Origin of the sequence: Bacillus zhangzhouensis (genome assembly GCF_000715205.1) — a bacterium.
Classification (GTDB): domain Bacteria; phylum Bacillota; class Bacilli; order Bacillales; family Bacillaceae; genus Bacillus; species Bacillus zhangzhouensis.
Genome location: NZ_JOTP01000008.1, coordinates 36934 through 55176, shown reverse-complemented (window position 1 = coordinate 55176; position 18243 = coordinate 36934). Strand labels below are relative to the sequence as shown.

Sequence of the window (18243 nt, the reverse complement as noted above, 5' to 3'; positions counted from 1 at the left end):
ACAGGCTCATGTTCATTTTACAATAGAAGGTGAAGGCAATAAAGAAAAGATTTGAGAGATCTTTGATCATTGACCGCACATGATAGAATAGAAAGACAATAGATATCACATACATCAATTGAGGTGGCCAGTTTGCTTCATTTAATTATTATGATGATCGAGCGTGTGGGGATCATCGTTATTTTAGGGTTCGTGCTTGCCCATGTGAAGGGCTTTCGCAATCTGTTGCTTTACAACCAAGGATTTCGGAAAAAGGCAACCCTTGTCTTTGTTTTTGCTTCTTTTAGTATGATCAGCAATTACACAGGGATCGAAATCCAGCAGCAGATGATCATGAATCATGAGTTTTCATATCATCTTGGCTCGTCAAGCTCTATCGCCAATACAAGAATCATGGGGATTGAAATGGGCGGCTTGATAGGGGGGCCTTTTGTTGGCATTGGTGCAGGGCTTTTAGCTGGGATCCATCGCTATTCACTAGGAGGGAGCACGGCGCTTAGCTGTGCGATTTCTTCGATTTTAGCCGGTGTGATTGCAGGCTATGTCGGCAGCAGATTTAAGCGGAAGAATCGAATGGTGACACCTCGCCAAGCAGCATTGTTTGGTGTTGCGATGGAATCATTACAGATGATCATTATTCTTTTGTTTGCCAAGCCATTTGCTGATGCTTGGGGGCTTGTGAGCATTATTGCGCTGCCGATGATCTTTGTGAATGGAATCGGAAGCTTTATCTTTTTATCTATTTTGCAGTCAGTGATTCGACAAGAAGAGCAGGCTAAGGCGATGCAGACACATCGTGTATTTTCTATCGCAGATCAAACGCTTCCTTTTTTCCGGCAAGGATTAAATGAACAGTCCTGTAAAAGTGTGGCGGAGATCATTCATCGATTAACAGAAACAGATGCCGTCTCCTTAACAGATACAGAAAAGATTTTAGCACATGTCGGAGATGGAACGGATCATCATATTCCATCTAAAAGCCTGATTACAGGGCTGTCTAAGCAAGTATTGATGAGTGGAAAGATTATGAAGGCGCATTCGAAAGACGAAATTAATTGTTCAGTCGCCCATTGCCCTCTTGAAGCGGCGATTGTGCTCCCACTCACGTCAAATGCTCAAACGATCGGAACGTTAAAAATGTATTTCAATTCGCCGGTCGGATTAAGCAGGGTGGAAGAGGAGCTTGCAGAAGGTTTAGCGATGCTGTTTTCCACACAGCTTGAGCTTGGGGAGGCAGAGACCCAGAGCCGTCTGTTAAAAGATGCAGAGATCAAAGCACTTCAAGCACAGGTAAATCCACACTTTTTATTTAACGCCATTAATACAATCTCTGTTTTATGCAGAACCAATGTGGAGATGGCAAGAAAGCTGCTATTGCAGCTGAGTATTTATTTTCGTTCAAACTTGCAAGGCGCCCGCCAGCTGCTGATCCCAATGCATAAAGAGATTCAGCATGTAGAGGCTTATTTGTCACTTGAACAAGCAAGGTTTCCAAATAAGTACCATGTGACCTTTCAAATTGAAAAAGAGCTGGAGCAGGTGATGATCCCGCCCTTTGTGCTTCAAGTCCTTGTTGAAAATGCGGTGAGACATGCTTTTCCTAAACATCAAACGAATTGTGAAGTCATCGTATCCGCTTTGATGAAAAAGGGGCATGTATATGTGAAAGTAACAGATAATGGACAGGGGATTGAGGATGACAAGATGGCTCAGCTATTAAAGGCGCCTGTAGAATCAAAAGAAGGAACGGGTACGGCACTTTATAATTTAGACCAGCGATTAAGAGGGATTTTTGGCAGACAAGCCGCTTTAACCATTCATAGTGACAAAGGCACTGACATCTCATTTCACATTCCAATGGACTATGTAAAAAAGGATGATTCTCGTTGATGAAGGTATTAATCGTAGATGATGAAGTTTTAGCAAGAGACGAATTAAAATACTTATTACGAAGAACGAAAGAGGATGTTCAAATAGAGGAAGCAGAAAATATAGAATCTGCTTTTGACCGGATGGTAGATCATAAGCCTGATTTGCTTTTTTTAGATATCGACTTATCTGGTGAGAACGGATTTGATGTAGCAAAGCGGCTCAACCGGATGTCTGATCCGCCAGCGATTGTATTTGCTACAGCCTTTGATCAATATGCGCTGAAGGCGTTTGAGGTGAGTGCGCTTGATTACTTAACAAAGCCATTTGATGAAGAGCGGCTTCAGCAAACCATCAAAAAGTTTAAAAAGTGGAAATCCGTTGAGACACAAGAGCACCAGCTATCAGAAGAGAAGCTTCCCCACCAGCAAAAATTAGCCATCTCAGTCGATGACTCCATTGTCATCCTGCAAGTCGAAGAGATTATGTATGTAGGGCTCAGTGAGGGAAAAAAAGTTGTGAAAACAAAGGATCACATGTATGAAGTAACCGAACCGCTTGTAGTGATTGAAAAGAAGCTGCCTGAAGCTTACTTTATGAGGGTCCATCGAAGCTATATTGTCAACACATCTCATATGAAAGAAGTACAGCCGTGGTTTAATTCGACGTATAATCTTCATATGACAGACGGGTCTATCATTCCTGTCAGCCGCACATATGCGAAAGAACTAAAGAAGTCGCTCCTGCTAGAGTAGGACGGCTTTTTTTGTTTGTATTTCAATACTCGTTTTTTGCATTTCAGTCATTGAATCCGGTGAGTTTCATTGTAAACGCTTCATTCATTTATTTCATGCCATATACTGTGGGCAGTCGAAGAAAGAGGTGAAAGGGCATGAGTGCCACAAAAGTATATGGATTTCTATCTCAAGCATTTATCTTTGCAACCGTAATGTTCGTTTCTAATCTCATTTCAATGTATTTACCGATTCCGATGCCCGCATCCGTTATTGGATTGGTTCTATTATTTGTTTTATTAACAACAAAAATCGTGAAACTTGAGCAGGTGGAGCAATTAGGCACATCCTTGACAGGACTCATTAGCTTTCTATTTGTTCCCTCTGGTATCTCGGTCATTCAATCACTTGGTGTCATGCAAGAAGTAGGCGTGCAAGTAGTGGGTGTAATTATCATTGCAACCATTATGTTACTTGCAACGACAGGGCTATTTTCACAGCTTCTAATGCAATTATCAGAAAGACCGCAGAAACGTAAAGAGACACAGGAGACCAAATCGACTCCTTCTCATTCAAATAAACCAGCTTCAAGTACGCATTAAAGGAGAGGTATAAGATGGGTACAAGTACTATGAGTCCGTATTTTGGAATTGTCGTCTCATTAGTCGCCTTTGGGATCGGCACATTCTTATTTAAAAAGTCTAAAGGTTTCTTCTTATTCACCCCACTTTTTGTTGCCATGGTGTTAGGCATTTTGTTTTTGAAAATTGGTGGCTTTTCCTATGAAGACTATAATGAGGGTGGCCGGATCATTAAGTTTTTCTTAGAGCCTGCGACAATTGCTTTTGCTATCCCGCTTTATAAGCAAAGAGCGCTCCTTAAGAAATATTGGTGGCAAATTTTATCCGCTATTTTTGTAGGTTCACTCTGTTCCATTACGATTGTGTATGTCGTAGCAAAAGGGATTCATCTTGATGCCGCTGTCATGAAAAGCATGCTTCCACAGGCAGCAACGACAGCGATTGCCCTTCCGATTGCCAAGGATATTGGCGGAATCGCGGATATTACAGCCTTTGCGGTCATATTTAACGCAGTGATTGTCTATGCGCTTGGTGCCTTCTTCTTGAAAATGTTTCGAATTAAAAATCCAGTGGCAAAAGGTCTTGCACTTGGCACATCAGGACATGCGCTTGGCGTTTCTGTTGGGATTGAGATGGGAGAAGTAGAAGCGGCAATGGCTAGTATCGCCGTTGTGGTCGTAGGGGTTGTGACCGTCATCGTCATCCCAATCTTTATGCAATTCATTCTTTGATGACGTGATTGTTTGAAAAAGTCTTGCCCTAATCGTTTCATCATGCTAAAATGAAAAAGTTGTTTCAAGAGTTCGGTTACTTGACGGACAAATGAAAATTGTGTAGAATAGTTAACGAATTGAATAGATATCACAAGCAGAAGCACCCGCTTCTCACCTGATTGACACATGTTTGTAGTTGACAGGTTGACCGTACATTTATTTTTTCATGCAAATGTTCGTAGTGTGGGTGTTTTATATGCCCACACTTTTTGTTTGCCTGTAAAACATACAACGAAATGGTCAAAATGAATTGTGAACTCAATTCAAAATCTCATGGAGGTGGCTCACTATTAGCAAAGATCAATTAGTTAATGAAGGTATTCGTGCGCGTGAAGTTCGTTTAATCGGACAAAATGGCGATCAGCTTGGGATTAAATCCCGACAGGAAGCTCTGGAGATAGCTGCTAAAGCCAATCTTGACCTTGTGTTAGTTGCTGCAAATGCAAAACCACCTGTTTGCCGAATCATGGACTACGGTAAGTTCCGATTCGAACAGCAGAAGAAGGATAAAGAGGCACGTAAGAATCAAAAAATCATTAGCTTAAAAGAAGTTCGGTTGAGCCCGACAATCGATGAACATGATTTTAACACGAAGCTCCGTAATGCAATCAAATTCCTTGAAAAGGGAGATAAAGTGAAAGCTTCTATCCGCTTTAAAGGCCGTGCGATTACGCATAAAGAAATCGGACAGCGCGTGTTAGACCGTTTCTCTGAAGCTTGCGCTGAAGTAGCAACAGTAGAAACAAAACCTAAGATGGACGGACGCAGCATGTTCCTTATGCTTGCACCAAAAGTCGAAAAGTAAAGTAACAGAGGGAGGAAATATCCAATGCCAAAAATGAAAACTCACCGCGGATCTGCTAAACGTTTCAAAAAAACAGGTTCTGGTAAACTTAAACGTTCTCATGCGTATACAAGTCACTTGTTCGCTAACAAATCTACTAAGCAAAAACGTAAATTGCGTAAGAGCGCAATCGTAAGTGCTGGAGATTTCAAACGTATCAAACAACAACTTGCAAACATTAAGTAATTTGGAATAGGAATCATAGGAGGGAATTACAATGCCAAGAGTAAAAGGCGGAACTGTGTCGCGTCAGCGTCGTAAAAAGGTTCTTAAATTAGCAAAAGGTTATTTCGGTTCAAAACATAGATTATACAAAGTAGCAAACCAACAGGTCATGAAATCTGGAAACTACGCTTTCCGTGACCGTCGTCAGAAAAAACGTGACTTCCGTAAACTATGGATCACTCGTATCAATGCTGCAGCTCGTATGAACGGTCTTTCTTACAGCCGTTTAATGCATGGCTTAAAGCTTTCTGGTATCGAAGTAAACCGCAAAATGCTTGCTGACCTTGCTGTGAATGACCTAAGCGCATTCAATCAGCTTGCTGATGCTGCAAAAGCACAACTAGACAAGTAAGTCATATAAAAGATCATTCCGTCGAGGGGTGATCTTTTTTTCTCATCATGTGAGGTGAAAAGAATGAACATCGGTCTGATCCTGCTGCTCATCTTAGTGAATGGCTATGGTTTTTTTCTTATGGGAGAGGATAAACGCCGGGCTAAAGCGCATAAATGGAGAATTTCAGAGGCGCATCTATGGAGTGCTGCGGTGCTTTTTGGCGCTGCTGGATCATTTCTTGGGATGCAGTATTTCCGGCATAAAACAAAACATACTGCCTTTCAAATTGGTATGCCTGCTTTAATTGTTTTACAGTTGCTCATATTAGGATATGTCCATCTCATCTAAAAAGGGAGCAGACGCCATCATGACGGCGTGCCTGCTCCTTTTTTTTGTTTGATTTTTTTGATGGGCTGATCCCAATCGATTTTTGTTTGAGGATACCGTTCGATGATGTTTTCCTCAAGCTTTTTAAAGTCTTCTAATGTAAATTCATTTAGCTTTTCAGGTGACTCCGTCCAAACGTAAATGGAGTGGACAAACAGAGGATGATCCTTAGAAGGAACATGCTTTTCTCCTTCAAACAAGACACCTTTATAGACGAAATTAAAATTTTTGCGCGCATTTTGCTGTTCGTCCATAAAATAAAAGCCTTCTTTTAATTGCGCTTGTTTCAGCTTTCTTCTCGGATTTGAGAAGAATTTTACCGCCATGTAGAAAATGTAGACAAGCAGTGCAACAAGAGCGAGTCTAATGAGGATTACAAACATGACAGGATGCACCTCCAATACCGTTATCTGATGTACTACGAATGAAAAGGCCAAAAGGTTTCAACTTTTTTTAAAAAAATATTTCGTTAAACGAAAAAATATTCATAAAAAGATCGTATTGAACGAAAGAGGTTTTGTATAATAAGAATGCACCATGAAGATAAAGGAGGATAAACGGAATGACAAAACTAGATCAAACATTAACTATGCTGAAAGACCTAACGGATGCAAAAGGGATTCCAGGTAATGAACGTGATGTCAAAAAAGTCATGCAGACATACATAGAATCATATGCAGATGAAGTCTCGACAGACCGCCTTGGCAGCTTGATCGCTAAGAAGGAAGGAAACGCAAATGGCCCTAAAATTATGCTGGCCGGTCACTTAGATGAAGTAGGATTCATGGTGACAAAAATTGATGACAAAGGCTATATTCGTTTTCAAACGGTCGGTGGCTGGTGGTCGCAGGTCATGCTGGCACAGCGTGTGACCATTGTGACGAAAAAAGGGGAAATCACAGGTGTGATAGGCTCTAAACCACCACACATCTTATCGCCAGAAGCCCGCAAAAAAACAATTGAAATCACAGATATGTTTATTGATATTGGAGCTTCAAGCAAAGAACAGGCGATGGAGTGGGGCGTGCTGCCTGGAGATCAAATTGTTCCTTACTTTGAGTTTACGGTCATGAATGATGAAAAAATGCTTCTGGCAAAAGCATGGGACAACCGTATCGGCTGTGCAGTGGCGATTGATGTCATGAAGAATTTACATGATGCTCAGCATGAAAATATCGCTTACAGTGTCGCAACTGTTCAAGAGGAAGTAGGCTTACGTGGAGCCAAAACAGCAGCTGCCACGATCCAGCCTGATATTGGATTTGCCATTGATGTCGGTGTAGCAGGAGATACGCCAGGCATCACTGAAAAAGAAGCAACAAGCAAACTTGGCAAAGGACCAACAATCGTTGTATTTGATGCTTCTATGGTTTCTCATAAAGGACTTCGCGATTTTGTTGTCCAGACAGCGGATGAATTGAACATCCCTTATCAATATGATTCAGTGCCTGGCGGGGGTACAGATGCTGGTGGTATCCATTTAACAGGTCATGGTGTTCCATCTCTATCAATCGGGATACCAAGTAGATATATTCATACCCATGCAGCGATGATTCATCGGGATGATTATGAAAATGCAGTGAAGCTTTTAACAGAAGTGATCAAAAGACTCGATCAAAAAACTGTCGAGCAGATTACGTACGGTTCTTAATAGGAAGGCCTTTCCTCAGCATTGGGGAAAGGCTTTTTTTGTTCCATGGAATTTCCCAGGAAATGAACCTCGTTGTTCAAGCAGCGTCAAAAGAACTGTTTTTGACAAATGAAGAGACATTTTTCTAGTGAATAAGGCACATGTGATCCAGCCTTTATTTTTGTAAGATGAAATCAATAAAAAGGACAGAGCCTAGAGACTGCCCTGCCAAAAGAGAGTTTATGGAAATAGGTGAAGCTAACTTAAGAATAAACATATTATTCATATTTGTCAACTTGGTTTTAAAAGAAAGAAAAATCAATCAATTTATGTTATATTTGTAACAAATTGTTTATGCGAAGGGGATGGTTAAATGAATGCGGTTACAATTGTCATAGGATCGATGTGTATTTTAGCGATTGCGTATCGTCTTTATGGCACATTTATGATGGTCAAGGTATTAAAAGTCACAGATGATCATCCTACACCGGCTCACACACTAGAGGATGGGAAAGATTATGTGCCGACAAATAAATGGGTCACATTTGGACATCATTTTGCTGCGATTGCAGCTGCTGGCCCACTAGTTGGTCCAATTTTAGCCGCACAATTTGGGTATTTACCTGGTCTCCTTTGGCTTTTAATTGGAGCGGTGATTGGCGGAGCTGTACATGATCTTGTCGTGTTATTTGCTTCGATGCGAAAAAAGGGAAAATCATTATCAGAGGTAGCGAAGGAAGAACTAGGACCTGTTGCAGGATTTTGTACTGGGCTTGCCATGCTGTTTATCATTACGATCACAATGGCAGGACTGTCTATGGTTGTGCTTCATGCTTTAGAACGAAATCCTTGGGGGACATTTGCAGTCGGAATCACCATTCCAATTGCGATGGGGGTCGGTCTTTATTATAAAAAGACAGGCAATTTAAAGCTGGCCACATCTGCGGGGTTTATGTTACTGATGATTGGTGTATTCCTTGGACCAAATATTCAAGGAACGGCACTTGGTCATTTTTTAACACTTGATACAAAAACGCTGGCTCTCGCCTTGCCGATTTATGCATTCTTTGCTGCGGCTCTGCCAGTTTGGCTGCTATTGGCACCAAGAGACTACTTAAGTAGTTTTATGAAAATTGGTGTTTTCATCGCTCTGATTGCTGGGATCTTTGTGGTGAATCCGTCCATTCAATTTCCGGCGTTTACAGAGTTTGTGAATGGAGGAGGGCCTGTTTTAGCTGGTCCTGTCTGGCCCTTTATTTCAATTACAATTGCTTGCGGTGCCATATCCGGTTTCCACGCATTTGTTGGCTCAGGAACAACGCCAAAGATGCTGGATCGCTGGAGTGATATGAAGCCTGTAGCGTTTGGTGCAATGCTAGTGGAATGCTTGGTTGGGATCATGGCGTTAATTGCCGCCACAGCTCTTCATCCAGGAGATTATTTTGCGATTAACAGTACACCAGAAGTGTTCCGAACGCTCGGTATGAGTGTCGAGAACCTTCCGCAGCTTAGTAAGGAAATTGGTCTTGATTTAGAGGGGAGAACGGGTGGAGCCGTTACATTAGCAGTGGGGATGGCGTATATCTTTACGGGGATTCCATTCTTTAGCCATTTGGCGTCTTATTTCTTTCAATTCGTCATCATGTTTGAAGCGGTCTTTATTTTAACAGCTATTGATGCTGGAACGCGTGTGGCGCGATATTTGATTCAAGACTTCTTTGGAGAAGCGTATAAACCGCTTAAACGAAATGACTGGGTACCTGGGTCTGTGTTTGCAAGTGCGCTTGCCTGTTTTATGTGGGGATACTTGCTTTACTCTGGAGACATTGGGTCCATTTGGGCGCTGTTTGGGGTTTCAAACCAATTAATGGCCTCGGTAGGCTTAATCATTGGTGCAACTGTTGTGTTAAAAATTGCAGATAAAAGGCGATATATGCTGACTTGTTTAATTCCGCTCGCTTACTTATATGTCACCGTGAATTATGCGGGCTACTGGATGGTGGTCAATGTATACCTGAATCCTGAGGCGTCTGGCTACAGTGTGCTTAATGCGGTCTTGTCGATCATTATGCTGATCTTGGGATTTGTGATTATTGTGTTTGCTATTAAAAAATGGGTCGAGATCTGGCGTGATCCAGCGCTTCGGATGGAGACACCTATCACTGGATAAACGAACAAAAGCCGGTTTGCTGTCATACATAAGCAAACCGGCTTCTTTTTATTGTTGCTGCTGAGGCTTTAAGCCCTGCTCTAATGTTTCAAGAATTTCATTTTTTTCGTTTTCTGATGCTTCTTGCCATAACACCTCGAACAACACGCCAAGGCCTGGCAGCATTTTTTCCTCGCCGCTTTGAATCGCATCTAAAATCGTATGTTCAAGCTGCTCTTGATTATGTCCAGTGATGTTTTGAATGACTGCGCCTCTTAAATTAAAATCCATTGTCCACACTCCTTTTTTTGATGGTAATAGCCCTATTCTGTCTCAAAGACAGGTTTATTATGTAGTGTGCATGAGATATAATAAATTCATGATATTTAAAGGAGTTAAAATCGCTTGAAATATATAGAATCAGCTAAAAACGCAAGTATTAAACAATGGAAAAAGCTGCATACAAAAAAAGAACGAACGAAAACGGGGCTATTTCTCGTTGAGGGGAAACATTTAGTAGAAGAAGCATTAAAGAGCGGGATTGTGAAGGAGTTAATGGTCACATCACCTGACATGCTTCCGTCTGACATCAAGCCTGACATGGGGCTCTATGAACTGAGTGAAGAGGCTTTTTCTGCAATGACAGAAACCGAAACGCCTCAGCACATCGCAGCGGTTTGTACACTTCCTGTATTTGAAGAAAAGAAGTATGAGCGAATTTTACTTTTAGATGCCGTGCAGGACCCGGGAAATTTGGGCACTCTTATTCGGACAGCAGATGCCGCTGGTCTGGATGCTGTGATTTTAGGTGAGGGGACCGTCGATGCTTTTAACGGAAAAACGCTCCGTTCAGCACAGGGCTCTCATTTCCATCTGCCCATCTTAAAGCAAACACTTCAACAGGCGATTTCAGCATTCAAGGAGCAAGGCATACCCGTATACGGAAGTGCCTTAAAGGATGCGAAAGAGTATAGAAGCGTAACGGCAGAAGGCCCGTTTGCATTGATTGTAGGAAACGAAGGAGCAGGGATTGATCCAGACATTCTGCAAATGACAGACCAGAATTTATATGTTCCAATGTATGGAAAAGCAGAATCATTAAATGTTGCTGTTGCAGCAGCGGTTCTTGTCTATCATTTGCGCGGATAGTGTTGCATCATGCGCTCATTTTCACTATAATGAAACTAATATTTTAAAAACCATGATAGAGGAAGATTGTTTCAATGAGCGGCCTTATAGGGAGAATGCATCGTAGACTGAAAGTGCATTTAAGGAATGCTGAAACAGGAATTCACCTCTGGAGTTGTCACCGGGACCGCAAGCTTTGCGTAAAGGTGAACCGGATTCGTTTGATTCCGTTATGTCAATGAAGCTTATTCGCACATGTGTGCTTAACAAGGGTGGTACCGCGACCACAACTCGTCCCTTCTTTTTTTGAGGGGCGGGTTTTTTTATTGTCTTCAAACGATCAAACAGCCGTTTATCCAGACGGTTTTGTATATCAAAAGGAGGATTACACTCATGCAAGAAACGTTAAAACAGCTTGAAACAGAGGCGATAGCGAAGGTAGAAGCAGCTAGCTCGCTCAAAGAGGTCAATGACATTCGTGTACAATATTTAGGAAAAAAAGGGCCGATTACAGAAGTCCTTCGCGGAATGGGCAAGCTCTCCGCTGAAGAAAGACCAAAAATGGGTGCGCTCGCAAACGAAGTGAGAGAGCAGATTGCTAATGCCATTGCAGAAAAAAATGAACAGCTGGAAGCAGAAGAAGTGAAGAAGAAACTGGCTTCTCAAACCATTGATGTCACATTGCCAGCAAGTCCAATTAAAATTGGGGCAAGACACCCATTAACGATTGTTGTAGAAGATATTGAAGATTTATTTATTGGAATGGGCTATACCGTTGAGGAAGGTCCTGAGGTGGAAACGGATTACTATAACTTTGAAGCGTTAAATCTTCCAAAAGAGCATCCAGCACGTGATATGCAGGATAGCTTCTATATTACCGAAGATACATTGATGAGAACACAAACGTCACCAGTTCAAGCGCGTACACTTGAGAAATATAAAGGCCAAGGCCCTGTGAAGATCATCTGCCCTGGTAAGGTATATAGACGTGACAGCGATGACGCAACCCATTCACATCAATTCATGCAGATTGAAGGACTTGTGGTAGATCACAATATTAGCATGAGTGATCTAAAAGGAACGCTAGAGACGGTCGCAAGAAAAATGTTTGGTGAAGATCGTGAAATTAGACTGCGTCCAAGCTTTTTCCCATTCACAGAACCATCAGTAGAAGTAGATGTGTCTTGCTTTAAATGCGGCGGGAAAGGCTGTTCTGTATGTAAAGGAACAGGCTGGATTGAGATTTTAGGTGCAGGAATGGTTCACCCAAATGTACTGAAAATGAGCGGATTTGATCCAGATACTTACCAAGGCTTTGCTTTTGGAATGGGCGTTGAACGTATTGCGATGCTGAAATACGGCATTGATGATATCCGCCATTTCTACACAAACGATATTAGATTCACAAAGCAATTCAAGCAGGACTAAGAGGAGGAAATCAGCATGTTTGTTTCATATAAATGGTTAGAAGACTATGTCGATTTAGAAGGCATTCAGCCAGATGAATTAGCAGAAAAAATCACAAGAAGCGGTATTGAAGTGGAAGCCGTTGAGTATAAAGGTGAAGGCATCAAAGGTGTTGTCGTTGGACATGTCATTGAGCGTGAGCAGCACCCGAATGCAGATAAATTAAACAAATGTCTTGTTGATATCGGAGAAGACGCACCTGTGCAAATTATTTGTGGGGCTCCGAATGTGGAGAAAGGACAGCATGTCGCAGTCGCAACAGTTGGAGCAGTCCTTCCAGGGAATTTTAAAATTAAAAAAGCAAAACTGCGCGGCGAAGAGTCTCATGGCATGATTTGTTCTCTGCAAGAATTAGGAGTAGAGAGTAAACTCGTACCAAAGGAATATGCAGAAGGTATCTTTGTTTTTTCGAATGATGTAAAACCAGGAGATAATGCACTTCAGGCGCTTCAGTTAGATGATGCGGTACTAGAGCTCGGCTTAACACCAAACCGTGCCGATGCCCTCAATATGTTAGGTGTGGCTTATGAAGTTGCAGCCATTTTAGGAAAAGAAGTCAAACTTCCTGATACAACACATGAATCGTCTTCGGAGAAAGCGGCAGACTACATTTCGGTCAAAATTGAGGATCAAGAAGCGAACCCTCTTTACGCAGCCAAGATCATTAAAGGTGTAAAAGTTGGGCCTGCACCGCTTTGGATGCAAACAAGATTGATGAATGCAGGCATCCGCCCAATCAATAACGTCGTGGATATTACGAATTTTGTGCTGCTTGAATACGGTCAGCCGCTTCATGCATTTGATTATGACCGCTTTGGTTCAAAGCAGGTGGTCGTACGGAAAGCGGCTGAAAACGAAATGATTCAAACACTGGATGATCAAGAGCGCACATTGTCATCAAAGCATCTGGTCATTACAAATGGTACGAAAGCACACGCTGTAGCAGGAGTTATGGGTGGTCTTGAATCAGAGGTGCGTGATGAAACGACTACAATTCTTTTAGAAGCGGCATATTTTAACGGTCAAACAGTTCGTCAAGCATCTAGAGACTTAGGGCTTCGCAGTGAATCAAGCACACGATTTGAAAAAGGACTCGATCCGCAGCGTGTGAAACCAGCAGCAGAAAGAGCAGCGCAATTGATCAGCGTCTATGCAGGCGGTGAAGTGCTAAGCGGCATTGTTGAGGAAAATCATATTGAAGCAAGTATGAATGTCATCCATGTATCAACTGAGCGTGTAAACAAAGTACTCGGAATGAGTATTTCAAAAGAAGATATGATTCATATTTTCAATAAACTAGGCTTTACAGTGGGTCAATCAAATGACGTTCTCGTCGTGACAGTTCCTTCTCGCAGAATGGATATTACGATTGAAGAAGACCTCATTGAAGAAGTAGCGAGATTATACGGCTATGATAATATTCCTTCTACACTGCCTGCGACAGCTGGTACAGTTGGCGGTCTCACGCCATACCAAGTGAAACGTAGAAAGGTGAGACGTTTCTTAGAGGGTGCAGGGCTTTCTCAAGCGATTACGTATTCATTGACGAATCAGCATAAGTCCACAGCCTTTGCATTGCATCCGGCTTATAAAACGAGACTTTCACTGCCGATGAGTGAGGAACGCAGTGTGCTAAGACAAAGTCTATTGCCAAACTTACTTGATTCTGTTGCGTATAACTTGGCAAGACAGGCTGATTCCTTTGGATTTTATGAAACGGGTTCTGTTTTCTTAGCAGAAGCTGAAGGTGCAAAGCCGGTGGAGAAAGAGCATGTGGCTGGTGCACTGACAGGCTTATGGCATAAAAACCTTTGGCAGGGCGAGAAAAAAGCCGTTGATTTTTATGTAGCGAAGGGAATTGCAGAAGGTCTGTTTGAAAAGCTTGGTGTATCAGAGCAAATCACATATGTTCAAGCAGAGCGTGAAGGTCTTCACCCAGGACGTACAGCAGATGTTCACTTAAATGGAAAGGTGATTGGCTTTGTTGCCGCACTTCATCCAGTCATTGAAAAGGAATTAGATTTAAAAGAAACATATGTATTCGAATTTGATTTAACAGATGTGATGACATCTGAAACAGAGGATATGAAATATACAGCGATTCCGAGATTCCCTGCTGTGACAAGAGATATTGCGCTTGTTGTAGATCAGCATATTTCAAGCGGACAGCTGGAGCGAGTCATCTATGAAGCAGGTGGCCGTTTATTGACAGACCTTTCCGTTTTTGACGTGTATGAGGGTGAACATATGGAAGAAGGCAAGAAATCTGTTGCGTTCTCTCTCCAATATTTAAACCCGGAACAAACGTTGACAGAGGAAGAAGTTACGGCTGTTCATACAAACGTATTGAAGGCATTAGAAGATACGTATCAAGCCGTCTTGCGCGGATAAAGAAAAGAGCTATGGCCTAAAAAGGCTATAGCTCTTTTTTGATTATAACCATTTTTTCGCTTTTTGAGTGTTGGCAAAATGCAGCTTTGTAAATTGGCGTAAAGCGTCTTCGCCGTGCAGCTTGATGAGCTTTGCGGCTGCCTTGTCAACATGAGGACCGGCTCCTTTTGGAATGTCAAAGCCAGCTGCTTTTGATAATTTATCCATCTCAATTAAAAAGGCGTACCTTGCGATAATGGAAGCCGCAGCAACTGACAAGTGGATGCCTTCCGCTTTTGTACTAAAGTACGTACGCTCTCGGATGATCTTTTTTCCTGCAAGGTGCTTGAAATAAATACCGGGTTCTGCAAATTGGTCAATGAGAATCGCTTCTGGCTGTTTCCCATCCAGTTTCTCTAACACAGAGGTGATCACTTGATTATGAAGCAGTGCCTTCATTTTCCCTTGGCTCATGCCCTTTTCCTGCATGGTATTGTACTTTTCATTACGGAGCACGAGAAGGCTGAATGGAATGGTTTTGATGAGATCTTTGGCAATGTTGATAATCTGCGGATCCTTTAGTCCTTTTGAGTCTTTAACCCCAAGCTCTTTCATCAGAGTAAGCTTGCTGGAATCAACGTAGGCCGCACAGACCGTCATCGGTCCAAAATAATCACCTGTACCCACCTCATCTGAACCGATAACCGACATGGAAGCAATGCCAGACGGCGGGCTGTATTTTGTGACAGCAGGTGCTTTTTTACTTTTTGTATCAGCTGCTTTTATATGGCTGAACTGACTTGCTTCAGCTTCTGCCTTTTGTCCTTGGAACAGCACTTTTCCAGATTGATATGCTGTAATCGTACAGCCAGGAACCTTTGCTTGAAACAGAGCGCCTGGCGGCAAAGTGTCAGTTAAATGTTGAGCATATACGCTCTTCATCTTCTTCATGTCTTCTGATGTTGCTTTTAAGACGGATTGGGGCACAGTGGATAACTCCTTTTTACCTTGATATCATTGATTTCTAAAGTGTACCATAACAGGGAAGGGCTCGTCTTTCCATTCAATGTCTAAACATGTTATGATAGAGACTAGGATTCTCGTGGAATGGAGGAGAAACGTTGTCTGACGGCGGTAAAACGAAAACAACAGTTGAAATTTATGGACAGTCCTATACGATCATCGGTCAAGAAACAAAGATGCATATGCGACATGTTGCTTCAATTGTTGATGATAAAATGAGAGAAATAAATGAAAAAAACCCATACCTTGATATAAACAGATTAGCTGTACTGACAGCAGTCAATGTCGTCCACGACTACTTGAAATTAAAAGAGCAATACGAAAAACTAGAGGTTCAACTTAAAGAAAAGGAATGAAATTACCGTGATCGATATCATCATTTTGTTTTTGCTTCTTATGGGAACGCTTGTCGGTCTAAAACGCGGGTTTATTCTTCAATTTATTAAATTGATTAGCTTTGTTGTTTCTATTTTAGTGGCTTCCATGTTTTATCAGTCACTTGCACCACAGCTTACGTGGATTCCAGCACCTAATTTCAGTGGTGGTCAAGCGCAGCTTGCTTTCTTTAGTGGGAATCTAGAAACAGCTTATTATAATACCATTGCGTTTATCATTCTGTTTATCTTGACCAAAATCCTGCTCGCCATTATTGGCGGATTGCTCACAACCATTGCAAGTATACCTGTAATTAAACAGGTCAACAAACTGCTTGGCGGTGTTTTAGGATTTCTCGAAACATATCTATTTGTGTTTATTCTATTGTTTGTCGCTGCATTACTTCCAGTGGATGCGCTGCAAACAATGCTGAGCAAATCAATGTTAGCAGAAGTGATCGTAGGCAACACCCCTTATCTGTCCAGTCTTGTCAAAGACCTATGGACGACGTATGGAGTTTAAAAACTTCTCCTTTCTTGGAGAAGTTTTTTCTCATTCCATGACAGAAAGTTGTAGGATGAAGGAAAAGTTTGTATATTTATAAAGGAAGATGCCAAAGCGGCTGGAGGATGAGAGATGAATAAAAAAGATATTATCAAACTTCTTGAAACAATTGCTGTATATATGGAGCTAAAAGGAGATAATCCTTTTAAAATATCTGCCTTTCGTAAAGCAGCAGCGGCACTTGAACAAGATGACCGCAGCCTTTCTCAAATAGATGATCTATTAGCATTACCCGGCATTGGGAAAGGGACCTTTGCTGTCATCACAGAGTATATCGAAAAAGGACAATCAGAAACACTCGAACAATTAAAAAAGGAAGTGCCTGAAGGACTTGTCCCGCTCTTGAAATTGCCAGGATTAGGCGGGAAGAAAATTGCTAAGCTTTACCAAGAACTTGGTGTAAGCGATGCACAGTCTCTAAAAGAAGCGTGTGAAGCTGAGAAAGTTCAAGCGCTCGCTGGCTTCGGCAAAAAAACAGAAGAAAAAATTCTTGCAGCCCTTGAGGAAGCGGGAAAGCAGCCTGAACGACTGCCAATTGGCTTTGCATTAGATGTCGCAGAGCGGATTGATCATGCGCTGGAACAGATGGAGGGAATCATCCGTTTTTCAAGAGCTGGCAGTTTAAGACGTGCACGTGAAACGGTCAAAGATTTAGATTATATCATTGCAACAGATCAACCAGAACAGGTCAGAGAGCAGCTCGTTGCACTTGATGATGTAAAAGACATCATTGCAAGCGGAGATACGAAGGTATCTGTGATACTTGCGCTTGATTTTGAGATCAGTGTGGACTTCCGTCTTGTCACAATAGAGCAATTTGCTACAACGCTGCATCATTTCACTGGCTCAAAAGATCATAATATTAGAATGCGGCAGCTTGCGAAGGAACGCGGGGAGCGTATTAGTGAGTATGGTGTTGAAACGATTGAAACAGGCGAAGTGAAAACGTTCAAAGACGAAAGTGCTTTTTATGCCCATTTTCAACTTCCGCTCATTCCGCCAGAAATTCGTGAAACCGGAGCAGAGATTGATACGTATAAAGAAAGTATGCAATTTGTAGAATTGAATGATATCAAAGGCGACCTTCATATGCACTCGACATGGAGTGACGGAGCATTCTCTATTCGTGAAATGGCAGAGGCATGTATCGCAAAAGGCTATGAATATATGGCCCTCACAGACCATTCTCAATACTTAAAAGTGGCAAACGGCTTAACAAAAGAACGGTTGCGTCTGCAAGCAAAAGAAATTGACAAGCTCAACCAGGAATTCGAGCATTTTCACATTTTCAAAGGGGTCGAAATGGACATTCTGCCGGATGGATCGTTAGATTATGATGATGACTTTTTAGCAGACATGGATTTTGTAATTGCCTCTATCCATTCTAGCTTCTCTCAGCCTGAGGAAGTCATCATGAAGCGGCTTGAAAACGCCTTGCAAAATCAACATGTGGATTTAATTGCACATCCAACAGGCCGTTTGATCGGGAGACGCGACGGCTATGCCTTAAATATTGATCAGCTCATAGAGCTTGCGAAGAAAACGGGGACTGCACTAGAGCTTAACAGCAACCCATCAAGACTTGATTTGAAAACAGAGCATTTAATGAAAGCAAACGAAGCGGGAGTGAACATCATCATCAACACAGATGCGCACAACATCGCCATGTTGGATCATATGGAAGTCGGTGTAACAGCTGCAAGAAAAGGCTGGACACCAAAAGCAAATGTCGTGAATACTTTTTCTCTTAACGAGATGAAAAAGTTTTTAACGCGTGACAGGTAGTCGTT

At 42.0% G+C, this 18243-nt stretch carries 19 protein-coding genes and 1 other annotated feature; of the genes, 16 read left to right on the top strand and 3 right to left on the bottom strand.

The features are described 5' to 3' along the window. Positions 1-132: 132 nt before the first annotated feature. The 8 genes from BA70_RS08840 (at position 133) to BA70_RS08805 (ending at position 5708) form a co-directional block, all read left to right on the top strand. Complete coding sequence (locus tag BA70_RS08840) at positions 133-1890, top strand: sensor histidine kinase (protein ID WP_034320905.1); 1758 nt, start codon at positions 133-135, stop codon at positions 1888-1890. After that, on the top strand, positions 1887-2624 hold the full coding sequence (locus tag BA70_RS08835; protein ID WP_034320902.1) for a LytR/AlgR family response regulator transcription factor: 738 nt from the start codon (positions 1887-1889) through the stop codon (positions 2622-2624). The genes BA70_RS08840 and BA70_RS08835 overlap by 4 nt, the downstream gene beginning before the upstream one ends. 137 nt (positions 2625-2761) lie before the next feature. Then, positions 2762-3205 (top strand): antiholin-like murein hydrolase modulator LrgA, encoded by a 444-nt coding sequence (lrgA, locus tag BA70_RS08830; protein WP_034320899.1) that lies wholly within the window; start codon positions 2762-2764, stop codon positions 3203-3205. A gap of 14 nt (positions 3206-3219) precedes the next feature. After that, on the top strand, positions 3220-3915 hold the full coding sequence (lrgB, locus tag BA70_RS08825) for an antiholin-like protein LrgB (protein ID WP_189318028.1): 696 nt from the start codon (positions 3220-3222) through the stop codon (positions 3913-3915). Positions 3916-4043: 128 nt separating this feature from the next. Next, positions 4044-4175, top strand: a sequence feature (ribosomal protein L20 leader region). Between the two features lie 71 nt (positions 4176-4246). Then, positions 4247-4762, top strand: coding sequence for a translation initiation factor IF-3 (gene infC / locus BA70_RS08820; protein ID WP_034320896.1), 516 nt, complete (start codon positions 4247-4249; stop codon positions 4760-4762). A gap of 24 nt (positions 4763-4786) precedes the next feature. Next, entirely contained in the window at positions 4787-4987 is a 201-nt protein-coding gene (rpmI, locus tag BA70_RS08815; RefSeq protein WP_003216324.1) for a 50S ribosomal protein L35, read from the top strand. 31 nt (positions 4988-5018) lie between these two features. Continuing rightward, positions 5019-5378 carry a 50S ribosomal protein L20 gene (gene rplT / locus BA70_RS08810; protein ID WP_003216409.1) on the top strand — a complete coding sequence of 120 codons (360 nt, stop codon included), beginning with the start codon at positions 5019-5021 and terminating at the stop codon, positions 5376-5378. A 63-nt stretch (positions 5379-5441) separates the two neighbouring features. Next, positions 5442-5708, top strand: a complete 267-nt coding sequence (locus tag BA70_RS08805) for a DUF1294 domain-containing protein (protein ID WP_034320893.1) — start codon at positions 5442-5444, stop codon at positions 5706-5708. Between the two features lie 17 nt (positions 5709-5725). Here the strand turns inward: BA70_RS08805 and BA70_RS08800 are convergent, their stop codons facing one another. After that, positions 5726-6130 (bottom strand): hypothetical protein, encoded by a 405-nt coding sequence (locus tag BA70_RS08800; RefSeq protein ID WP_034320890.1) that lies wholly within the window; start codon positions 6128-6130, stop codon positions 5726-5728. A 179-nt stretch (positions 6131-6309) separates the two neighbouring features. Here BA70_RS08800 and BA70_RS08795 point away from each other — a divergent pair, with 179 nt between their 5' ends. Then, positions 6310-7398, top strand: a complete 1089-nt coding sequence (locus BA70_RS08795) for a M42 family metallopeptidase (RefSeq protein WP_034320889.1) — start codon at positions 6310-6312, stop codon at positions 7396-7398. Positions 7399-7750: 352 nt separating this feature from the next. Beyond that, positions 7751-9547 carry a carbon starvation protein CstA gene (gene cstA / locus BA70_RS08790; protein ID WP_034320887.1) on the top strand — a complete coding sequence of 599 codons (1797 nt, stop codon included), beginning with the start codon at positions 7751-7753 and terminating at the stop codon, positions 9545-9547. Positions 9548-9595: 48 nt separating this feature from the next. Here the strand turns inward: cstA and sspI are convergent, their stop codons facing one another. Then, positions 9596-9817 (bottom strand): small acid-soluble spore protein SspI, encoded by a 222-nt coding sequence (sspI, locus tag BA70_RS08785; RefSeq protein WP_024425725.1) that lies wholly within the window; start codon positions 9815-9817, stop codon positions 9596-9598. Between the two features lie 114 nt (positions 9818-9931). Here sspI and BA70_RS08780 point away from each other — a divergent pair, with 114 nt between their 5' ends. The 3 genes from BA70_RS08780 to pheT all read left to right on the top strand — a co-directional run bounded on the left by BA70_RS08780 (position 9932) and on the right by pheT (position 14512). Further along, complete coding sequence (locus tag BA70_RS08780; RefSeq protein WP_034320884.1) at positions 9932-10675, top strand: TrmH family RNA methyltransferase; 744 nt, start codon at positions 9932-9934, stop codon at positions 10673-10675. A 372-nt stretch (positions 10676-11047) separates the two neighbouring features. After that, complete coding sequence (gene pheS / locus BA70_RS08775) at positions 11048-12082, top strand: phenylalanine--tRNA ligase subunit alpha (protein ID WP_034320883.1); 1035 nt, start codon at positions 11048-11050, stop codon at positions 12080-12082. Between the two features lie 15 nt (positions 12083-12097). Continuing rightward, on the top strand, positions 12098-14512 hold the full coding sequence (gene pheT, locus BA70_RS08770; protein ID WP_034320880.1) for a phenylalanine--tRNA ligase subunit beta: 2415 nt from the start codon (positions 12098-12100) through the stop codon (positions 14510-14512). 42 nt (positions 14513-14554) lie between these two features. Here pheT and rnhC read toward each other — a convergent pair whose 3' ends face one another. After that, positions 14555-15478: a ribonuclease HIII gene (gene rnhC, locus BA70_RS08765; protein WP_034320879.1), complete on the bottom strand. Its 924-nt coding sequence runs from the start codon at positions 15476-15478 to the stop codon at positions 14555-14557. Positions 15479-15612: 134 nt separating this feature from the next. On the opposite strand from rnhC, the gene zapA reads away from it, so the two are divergent. The 3 genes from zapA (at position 15613) to polX (ending at position 18238) form a co-directional block, all read left to right on the top strand. Then, positions 15613-15870 (top strand): cell division protein ZapA, encoded by a 258-nt coding sequence (gene zapA, locus BA70_RS08760; RefSeq protein WP_034320877.1) that lies wholly within the window; start codon positions 15613-15615, stop codon positions 15868-15870. Positions 15871-15877: 7 nt separating this feature from the next. Further along, the gene (locus tag BA70_RS08755; protein WP_034320874.1) at positions 15878-16411 is read left to right on the top strand and encodes a CvpA family protein; all 534 of its coding nucleotides are present in this window, start codon (positions 15878-15880) and stop codon (positions 16409-16411) included. Between the two features lie 114 nt (positions 16412-16525). Then, positions 16526-18238: a DNA polymerase/3'-5' exonuclease PolX gene (gene polX / locus BA70_RS08750; RefSeq protein ID WP_034320872.1), complete on the top strand. Its 1713-nt coding sequence runs from the start codon at positions 16526-16528 to the stop codon at positions 18236-18238. Positions 18239-18243: the final 5 nt, after the last annotated feature.

What these genes read in the sequence shown, in the direction of transcription:
- cstA (WP_034320887.1), top strand. Translation starts at nt 7,751, where the DNA reads ATGAATGCGGTTACAATTGTCATAGGATCGATGTGTATTTTAGCGATT.
- lrgB (WP_189318028.1), top strand. Translation starts at nt 3,220, where the DNA reads ATGGGTACAAGTACTATGAGTCCGTATTTTGGAATTGTCGTCTCATTA.
- polX (WP_034320872.1), top strand. Translation starts at nt 16,526, where the DNA reads ATGAATAAAAAAGATATTATCAAACTTCTTGAAACAATTGCTGTATAT.
- lrgA (WP_034320899.1), top strand. Translation starts at nt 2,762, where the DNA reads ATGAGTGCCACAAAAGTATATGGATTTCTATCTCAAGCATTTATCTTT.
- BA70_RS08795 (WP_034320889.1), top strand. Translation starts at nt 6,310, where the DNA reads ATGACAAAACTAGATCAAACATTAACTATGCTGAAAGACCTAACGGAT.
- rpmI (WP_003216324.1), top strand. Translation starts at nt 4,787, where the DNA reads ATGCCAAAAATGAAAACTCACCGCGGATCTGCTAAACGTTTCAAAAAA.
- pheS (WP_034320883.1), top strand. Translation starts at nt 11,048, where the DNA reads ATGCAAGAAACGTTAAAACAGCTTGAAACAGAGGCGATAGCGAAGGTA.
- sspI (WP_024425725.1), bottom strand. Translation starts at nt 9,817, where the DNA reads ATGGATTTTAATTTAAGAGGCGCAGTCATTCAAAACATCACTGGACAT.
- pheT (WP_034320880.1), top strand. Translation starts at nt 12,098, where the DNA reads ATGTTTGTTTCATATAAATGGTTAGAAGACTATGTCGATTTAGAAGGC.
- rplT (WP_003216409.1), top strand. Translation starts at nt 5,019, where the DNA reads ATGCCAAGAGTAAAAGGCGGAACTGTGTCGCGTCAGCGTCGTAAAAAG.
- BA70_RS08805 (WP_034320893.1), top strand. Translation starts at nt 5,442, where the DNA reads ATGAACATCGGTCTGATCCTGCTGCTCATCTTAGTGAATGGCTATGGT.
- BA70_RS08800 (WP_034320890.1), bottom strand. Translation starts at nt 6,130, where the DNA reads ATGTTTGTAATCCTCATTAGACTCGCTCTTGTTGCACTGCTTGTCTAC.